Source organism: Pseudomonas sp. GM49, assembly GCF_000282355.1.
GTDB lineage: Bacteria > Pseudomonadota > Gammaproteobacteria > Pseudomonadales > Pseudomonadaceae > Aquipseudomonas.
The window spans coordinates 1-7,724 of sequence record NZ_AKJL01000005.1; the positions used below are offsets into that span (position 1 = coordinate 1).

The following is a 7,724-nucleotide window of genomic DNA, read 5'->3' on the forward strand; positions in this document are numbered from 1 at the left end:
CCCCCCCCAGCCACTGGCAGGACTGGCAGGACTCGGTGCGCCGCAGCGCCGAACTGGTCAAAAGCAAACTGCCGGAGAACTACGTGCCGCTGTTCCGTCCGCCCGATGGTCAGCGCCGTTCCGATGCCGAAGGTTTCTTCAAGGCTCAGGGTTTGCAGGTCGCGCTGTGGGACATCGACGCCCAGGACGGCGCCGGCAAACTCAAGGGCAACCCGAGCGCGCAACGGGTGCTGACCCTGATGCTGCTGTGGCGGCACGGCGTGATCAATTTCAATGTGAAGCAGGACGGGGTGAAAACGGCGTTGCCGTGGCTGGTTACGCAAACGGCGCCTGTCGGGATCGGCTGGGAGGATTGCCAGGATGCGCTTCGCTGAAAACGGCAAAAGCCCGTAAACATTGGGGTTTTGGCGATTTTGGAAGGAGATTCGTTGCAGGTGGACTTCCGACTGTAAACGGGTGATGGCAGTCCGCCAAGTGCTATTGGTCATTCTGAAAAATAAACTTCAAAAAAGCGTCAAAGTGCTTTTTTCTGTCACACGTTTTGGAGTATTACGAAGACAGACCGCCGAAACCTGCAACACAGGTGGCGTCTCCCAAGACCCAGCTATGTAGGCAGAACACTTGAGTCCCCGCAGGTGTATTCGGCAGTCACTTCGAGGCGCAGCACCGCCAAGGTATTGCGTCGACTGGCTCCCACAAAGGTGACCGAGTATGGATGATCACGGACGTAGCTCTTCTTCCAACCAGCCAATCCTTTATGTACTCGATACCAACGTATTGATTCACGATCCAAACGCGCTGCTTAACTTCGAAGAACACCACGTCGCGATCCCGATGACCGTGCTTGAGGAGCTCGACAAGCTCAAGAGCGGGCATCACAGCGTTGCTGCCGAATGCCGCCAGGCCATCCGCCTGATCGACAAGACCCTGGGCGATGCCTCACCCGAGGACGTCGAGCAGGGTGTGCCGATCCAGCGTGGCAAAAGCGGACCCAAGGGTTTGCTGTCAATTCTGATGAGCAAGCATGCCGAGCCGAACCTGATTCTGCCCGAGCACCTGAATGACAACAAAATCATCAATCAACTGATCGATCTGCACGCGCGCGACCCGAAGAAGCCCGTGGTGCTGGTCACCAAAGACATCAACATGCGCCTCAAGGCGCGCGCCTGCGGGATCGCGGCCGAGGACTACAGCACCGACCAACTGGTCGATGACGTATCCTTGCTGCCCAACGGCTACCACAACATGACCGGCTCCTTCTGGGACCGCGTGAGCAAGGTCGAAACCCGCCAGGACCACGGCCGCACCTGGCATCAGGTGCAGTTGATCGACAACCTGCCGGCAGTGCACGTCAACGAGTTCATCATCGATGAACAGGGCTTTGTCGGCTGGATCAAGGAGATCGAAGAGGACCGGTTGCTGATCCTCGACCTGCACCAGGAACCGCTGCTGCACCAGGAAGCCTGGGGCCTGAAGCCGCGTGATATCTATCAGAGCCTGGCGTTGTACGCCTTGCTCGATCCGGACATCCACCTGGTCAACCTGTCGGGTGCCGCGGGCTCGGGTAAAACCATCCTGGCGCTGGCCGCTGCGATCGAGCAGACCATGGTCAGCAAACGTTATCGCCGTATCATCGCCACCCGCAGCGTGCAGGGCCTGGACCAGGAAATCGGCTTCCTGCCCGGCACCGAGGCGGAAAAAATGGAGCCGTGGCTGGGCGCCATCACCGACAACCTCGAAGCCTTGCACATGGATGATGAAAGCACCCATGGCAGCGTCGACTACATCCTCAGCAAAGTGCCGTTGCAGTTCAAATCCCTCAACTACATCCGGGGCCGCAGCTTCCAGCAGAGCCTGATTTTGATCGACGAATGCCAGAACCTCACGCCGCACCAGATGAAAACCATCATCACCCGTGCCGGCGCCGGTTCCAAAGTGGTGTGCCTGGGCAACCTGGCACAGATCGACACCCCTTACCTGTCCGCGACCAGCTCCGGGCTGACCTACCTCACTGAGCGCTTCAAGGACTTCCCGAACGGGGTGCACATCACCCTGCAAGGGGTACCACGTTCGATCCTGGCCGAATACGCCGAATCGCATCTGTAACTGTCCACCGGAACCGGGCGGCCGCTAGGTCGCCCGGTTTTTTTGTACGCGACGTAAAGGCGCCCGTACCTCAGGGCAGACCCAATACCGATGAATGTGTTTCTGCAAAGCCAGGGGCCAAAAGCAGTCTTGTTTACCGAGATTGCGAAAAATAGCTCTTGAGGGTTTCCGTAAGAATTGATTGAGCGTTCAATACCTCCAGGGTCGGCTCAGGCTGTGAGCTACTGAACTTTTTTCGTGTCCAGCTGAAAAAGAAGGGGCCATCAATAATACGTTCATTGTGTTCCGCCAAATATAATTTGGTCACGGAGGCATACCTGGGGAAAACATGAAAATGTAGCTCATGATTGAGCTCGGAAATACGCATTATGTATATTTTCTCAGGAGAGAATAGAGTGTTTAAGGCTCGCTCCGTAAATACTAAACCTTTCATCAGTTCAGCACTTTCCGTCGAACTTAACTCTTCAAGTTTAAATATCTTTCGCTTGAGAGAAATAATCATGTAGCCCGGGATATCACAGTCCCGGCAGTGAGAGATTACGATGTGTTTTCCTGAGTAAATTGTCCGCGCTGACATGACTAGCCTCCCGTGTGCCACCATGGTTGACGTGCAGGGCCTGCCCCGTTGAGCTGCTGCCGGAGGTCAGTAGAAAAAAATTAATGCTATACCTCAGTACTGAAATTTTTAGAATCGTTAGCTTTGTTGGTCAGTTTCTCTCGAATTAACAAATCGGTCTAACATTCAGTTGTAGGAAGTTTCATAGCGGGCCATGAGTGCGTACTTACGGAAAATTCTCACGTCGAAATTTGTTATAAAGTAATCAGTAACTTATCGCTTGGTGCACCAATTAAAACTGATCGGTGATGGTAGAAAAAGCGAATGCTCAGTAGGTTTTTGTTACATTTCTTTCTGTTGTTTTGTATGACTTTAATTTGTGTTTTTAAAACTTAATAAGGAATCGCATCTGAAACTGTCCACCGAGTCCGGGCGTATCAGGCACCTGTGGGAGCGAGCTTGCTCGCGATGACGGTGTGTCAGTCGACATCTCGGGTTAATGACAGGCCGCTATCGTCGGAACGCCGCCCGGAGCAAGCCCGCTCCCACATTGGTTTGTGGTGGGCCGACAATCGTGCGTGCGGAAATCTGACCCACAGGTTTACAATCGATGCTCCTGATCAGGAGTAAATCCGTGCTGACTCATCTCGATTCCCAAGGTCGCGCCAACATGGTCGACGTCACCGAAAAAGCCGTGACGTTCCGTGAGGCGACGGCCCAAGCGCTGGTGCGCATGCTGCCCGAAACCCTGCAGATGATCGTCAGCGGTGGTCACCCCAAGGGTGATGTGTTTGCCGTGGCGCGCATTGCCGGCATTCAGGCGGCGAAAAAAACCAGCGATCTGATTCCCCTGTGCCATCCGCTGATGCTGACCGGTGTCAAGGTCGAGCTCAGTGCCGAAGGTGACGATTCGGTGCGCATCGTGGCGCGCTGCAAGCTGTCCGGGCAGACCGGCGTCGAGATGGAGGCCCTGACCGCCGCCAGCGTCGCTGCGCTGACGATCTACGACATGTGCAAGGCCGTGGACCGTGGCATGACCATCGAAAGCGTGCGTCTGCTGGAGAAGGTTGGCGGCAAGAGCGGTCATTTCCAGGCGGAGCAGCCATGAACGTTACCGTGAAGTTTTTCGCTCGTTATCGTGAAGCGCTGGGGTTGGACTCGATGAGGGTTCAAGGCGATTTCGCCACTGTTGACGACGTCCGCGCACTGTTGGCTCAGCGTGACGGTGCCGAGGTGTTGAGCGAGCAGAACCTGATGTGCGCCCGCAACGAAGACCTCTGCCAGCTCGACGAGCCGGTCAGCGAGGGCGATGAAGTGGCATTCTTTCCGACTGTGACCGGAGGCTGAGCCATGGCCATTCGCGTGCAGTCCACAGCGTTCGATCCGGGTGCTGAAGTCAACGCCATGCACGACGCCAATGTCGGCGTGGGTGCAGTGGTGAGTTTTGTCGGCTATGTGCGCGATTTCAATGACGGCCTGGACGTCGCCGGGATGTTCCTCGAACACTATCCCGGCATGACCGAAAAAGCCCTGGGCAAGATCGCCGTCGAGGCCGAGCAGCGCTGGCCGCTGCTCAAACTGGAAGTGTTGCACCGCATCGGCGCCCTGGAACCGGGCGAGCCGATTGTCTTCGTCGGCGCGGCCAGCGCCCATCGTCAGGCAGCATTCGACGCCTGCGCCTTTGTCATGGACTACCTGAAAACCCGCGCACCGTTCTGGAAGAAAGAAAACACCAGCGATGGGCCACGGTGGGTGGAAGGGCGTGACAGTGATCATGCGGCGGCGGATCGCTGGAAGCAGTAGTTCCTGCTGCGTTCTTTAGTCAGTCATCGCGAGCAAGCTCGCTCCCACAGTGGATCTGGTCGAACATAAATTTTGTGTACGACGCAGAACCTGTGGGAGCGAGCTTGCTCGCGATGAGGCATTTCGATTCAACCAATCACTCCCGGATTCACCACCCGACCATCGGCCGGCACGGGCTGCATTTGCCTGATTGACGAGCAATACATAAAAGTCCAAGATGGAATTATAAGTACAAAAAATTCCACCCGTTTCAGCTTTTTCTTCTGTCTTGCCAAACCAACAACAACCGCGAGAAAACGAACATGAAGAAGTTCCCCCTCATCACCGGTCTGGCCTTGAGCCTGTTGGCGTGCAGCGCTGTGTTCGCCGCCGAGAAAACCTTGCGCATCGGTATCGAAGCGGCGTATCCACCGTTCGCCTCGAAAACCGACAAAGGCGAAATCGTCGGTTTCGACTACGACATCGGCAATGCGCTGTGCGCGCAGATGAAGGTCAAGTGTGTGTGGGTCGAAGGCGAGTTCGACGGTCTGATTCCTTCCCTGAAAGTGAAGAAAATCGACATGGCGCTGTCGTCCATGACCATCAATGAAGACCGCAAGAAGTCGGTGGACTTCACCCACAAGTACTATTTCACTTCGTCGCGTCTGGTGATGAAGGACGGCGCGGTGGTGGATGACCAGTACGCAAGTCTCAAGGGCAAGACCGTTGGCGTGCAGCGCGCCACCACCACCGACCGTTACGCCACCGAGGTGTTCGAGCCCAAGGGCATCAACGTCAAGCGCTATAGCAACAACGAAGAAATCTACATGGATCTGGCAGCCGGTCGCCTTGATGCGATTTTTGCCGACACCATTCCGCTCAATGACTTCCTGTCGATGCCGCGTGGCAAGGGATACGCCTTTGTCGGGCCGGAGCTGAAAGACCCGAAGTATGTGGGCGAAGGTGCCGGGATTGCCGTGCGCAAGGGCAACACCGAGTTGGTCAGCGAGCTGAACACGGCCATTGATGGCCTTCGCAGCAGTGGCGAGTACCAGAAGATTTCCGAGAAGTACTTCAAGTCTGACATCTACGGCGACTGATAGTCCGCTATCGCGAGCAAGCTCGCTCCCACAGGTTCAGTGGTGTACATATCTCTTGCGCACGACTCGGACACTGTGGGAGCGAGCTTGCTCGCGATGAGGCCCTGCCAGCCAATACATCTCTTGGGGCTCAGCCCTTCAATTCCTTCAAATGCTTGTACACCGTCGCCCGCCCCATGTTCAGCACATTGGCCACATAGTTCGACGCACTTTTGCCCTTGAACGCACCTTCGGCGTGCAACGCCAGCACCAATTCACGCTTGTGGTCGCGGGTCAGCAGATTCAGGCTCAACTGACGTTCGCGCAGCCAGGCGTGGAGAAATGTGTTGATCCGTTCCTGCCAGTCATCGCGGAACAGTGAGTCCGGTTGCGGGATCAGCTTGGTCGGCGACAGGAACAGATCCAAAGCGGCCTTGGCATTCTCGAACAGCGAAATATTCAGGTTGATGCACAGCACCGCCAGCGGATGACCCTCGCTGTCGCGTAGCACCGTGCTGAGGCTGCGAATCTTCTGACCATCCCAGTTGAGCTTTTCGTACGGCCCGATGTTTCGTTCGCTGACATCGTCGCTGAGCATGTCTTCCAGCGCCGAGTCGTCGCCGATTTCCCGCTTGGACAGGTTGTTGGCGATGTAGTCGACCTTTTGCGTGCGCAGGTCGTGCAGCACCACTTCGGCGTGGGGAAAGAACAGCGTGGCGATGGCATCGGCGATCGCCCGGTAGTTATCCAGCGACGTGGTGTTTGGGGTGGAGTCTTTTTCGGGGGCGTTCATACAGTGGAACTCCAGGCAGCGTCAGCGCCCCATCAAAGGGGCGCTGAAAGTGTGCCGTAATCGTGGGGGCTCGTCACCTGAGGATCAGGATCAGCCGAGGCGGGCGGGGGAGAGCATTTCGGCACTCAGGCCGAAGTGGCCGAGCGACTCGGGCAACGCTGCGCCACGTACCAGTGCCGCGCTGGCCTGGCCCATGGCGGGCGAGGTCTGGATGCCATAACCGCCTTGTGCCGCGACCCAGAACAGCCCCGGCACCTGTGGATCGAAGCCGGACAGCAAGTCGCCGTCGCTGACGAAGCTGCGCAGGCCGGCCCAGGTCCGGGTCGGGCGGCGAATGCTCAGGGTGGTGGCTTCTTCGATCTGGTAGATGCCCATGGCAATGTCCAGCTCTTCGGGCTGCACGTCGTGGGGCTCCACTGGGTCGGCGTTGGCCGGCGAGCCGAGGAACATCCCGGCGTCGGGTTTCATGTAGAAGGATTCGTCGAGGCTGACCAGCATCGGCCAATGGTGGATGTCCACGCCTTCGGGGCCGGCGAAAATGAACGCGGCACGGCGTTTTGGTTGCAGCCCCAGCGGCTTCGCGCCGGCCAGTTCGCCGATCTTGTCGGCCCAGGCGCCGGCGGCGTTGATGATGATCGGCGCGCTGAACGTCTGGGTGCCGGTCTGGACGTGCCATGTACCTTGGTCATCGCGGCTCAGGCTGACGACTTCGCTGTCGGTGTGTACTTCGCCCTGATTGCGGCGGATGCCGCGCAAATAGCCCTGGTGCAGGGCATCGGTGTCGATGTCGCTGGCGGTTGGATCGTAGATCGCGCCGTGGACTTTTTCCCGGCGCAGGATCGGCACCAGCGCGCAGGCCTCGTCGACGCCGAGTAATTGCATCTCCGGCACCGTGGTTTTTGCGCTCTGGTATTGCCTGTTCAGTTCTTCCGGGTCACCGGTCAAGTCCACGGTCATTTCGCCGCGCGGGGTCAGCAGCGGGTGCTCGCAGAAACCGCTGGGCGGGTTGTCGAAAAAGTCCCGGCTGGCCAGGGTCAACGCCCGCACTTGTGGGGTGCCGTAGGCTGCGGTGTACAGCGCAGCCGAACGGCCGGTGGAGTGATAGGCCGGATGGGATTCGCGTTCGAGCACGATCACGCGGCCATGCTGCGACAGCCAGAAACCGGTGGAAGCGCCGGCAATCCCGCCGCCGATGATGATGAAGTCTGCCTGGCTCATGAACGACTCCTTTAGAGCGCAAATGCCAAAATTGTGGTTACTACCTGTGGGAACCGGACTCTGTGGTGAGGGGGCTTGCCCCCGTTCGACTGCGCAGCAGTCGCAAATCCTGAGCATGCGGTTTTACTGAGTGACCACCGCCGTCGATTTTGGGGCGGCTTCGCCACCCAACGGGGGCAAGCCCCCTCGC

The 7,724-nt window shown here is 57.8% G+C and carries 7 protein-coding genes and 1 pseudogene; 6 read left to right on the forward strand and 2 right to left on the reverse strand.

Annotated elements, in window-relative coordinates:
- From PMI29_RS28960 to PMI29_RS28930, 6 genes and pseudogenes are all read left to right on the forward strand, one after another.
- Positions 1-374, forward strand: a pseudogene (locus PMI29_RS28960) (polysaccharide deacetylase family protein); the annotation flags it as partial.
- Positions 375-711: 337 nt separating this feature from the next.
- Entirely contained in the window at positions 712-2,106 is a 1,395-nt protein-coding gene (locus PMI29_RS28955; RefSeq protein WP_007993255.1) for a PhoH family protein, read from the forward strand.
- Between the two features lie 1,190 nt (positions 2,107-3,296).
- Positions 3,297-3,770, forward strand: a complete 474-nt coding sequence (moaC, locus tag PMI29_RS28945) for a cyclic pyranopterin monophosphate synthase MoaC (protein ID WP_007972660.1) — start codon at positions 3,297-3,299, stop codon at positions 3,768-3,770.
- Positions 3,767-4,009 (forward strand): molybdopterin converting factor subunit 1, encoded by a 243-nt coding sequence (gene moaD / locus PMI29_RS28940; protein ID WP_007993257.1) that lies wholly within the window; start codon positions 3,767-3,769, stop codon positions 4,007-4,009. Before moaC ends, moaD begins: the two co-directional genes overlap by 4 nt.
- 3 nt (positions 4,010-4,012) lie before the next feature.
- A complete protein-coding gene (gene moaE / locus PMI29_RS28935) occupies positions 4,013-4,465 on the forward strand; it encodes a molybdopterin synthase catalytic subunit MoaE (protein ID WP_007993258.1) in 453 nt (150 codons plus the stop codon).
- Positions 4,466-4,767: 302 nt separating this feature from the next.
- Positions 4,768-5,544 (forward strand): ABC transporter substrate-binding protein, encoded by a 777-nt coding sequence (locus tag PMI29_RS28930; RefSeq protein WP_007993260.1) that lies wholly within the window; start codon positions 4,768-4,770, stop codon positions 5,542-5,544.
- A gap of 130 nt (positions 5,545-5,674) precedes the next feature.
- On the opposite strand, the gene PMI29_RS28925 is transcribed toward PMI29_RS28930, so the two are convergent.
- Together PMI29_RS28925 and PMI29_RS28920 are read right to left on the reverse strand one after the other, a co-directional pair.
- On the reverse strand, positions 5,675-6,316 hold the full coding sequence (locus PMI29_RS28925; RefSeq protein WP_007993262.1) for a helix-turn-helix transcriptional regulator: 642 nt from the start codon (positions 6,314-6,316) through the stop codon (positions 5,675-5,677).
- Positions 6,317-6,406: 90 nt separating this feature from the next.
- Positions 6,407-7,534 carry an NAD(P)/FAD-dependent oxidoreductase gene (locus PMI29_RS28920; RefSeq protein WP_007993264.1) on the reverse strand — a complete coding sequence of 376 codons (1,128 nt, stop codon included), beginning with the start codon at positions 7,532-7,534 and terminating at the stop codon, positions 6,407-6,409.
- Positions 7,535-7,724 lie beyond the last annotated feature (190 nt).

Coding starts and splice junctions, on each gene's coding strand:
- PMI29_RS28955 (WP_007993255.1), top strand. CDS start 712: ATGGATGATCACGGACGTAGCTCTTCTTCCAACCAGCCAATCCTTTAT.
- moaD (WP_007993257.1), top strand. CDS start 3,767: ATGAACGTTACCGTGAAGTTTTTCGCTCGTTATCGTGAAGCGCTGGGG.
- moaE (WP_007993258.1), top strand. CDS start 4,013: ATGGCCATTCGCGTGCAGTCCACAGCGTTCGATCCGGGTGCTGAAGTC.
- PMI29_RS28930 (WP_007993260.1), top strand. CDS start 4,768: ATGAAGAAGTTCCCCCTCATCACCGGTCTGGCCTTGAGCCTGTTGGCG.
- PMI29_RS28925 (WP_007993262.1), bottom strand. CDS start 6,316: ATGAACGCCCCCGAAAAAGACTCCACCCCAAACACCACGTCGCTGGAT.
- PMI29_RS28920 (WP_007993264.1), bottom strand. CDS start 7,534: ATGAGCCAGGCAGACTTCATCATCATCGGCGGCGGGATTGCCGGCGCT.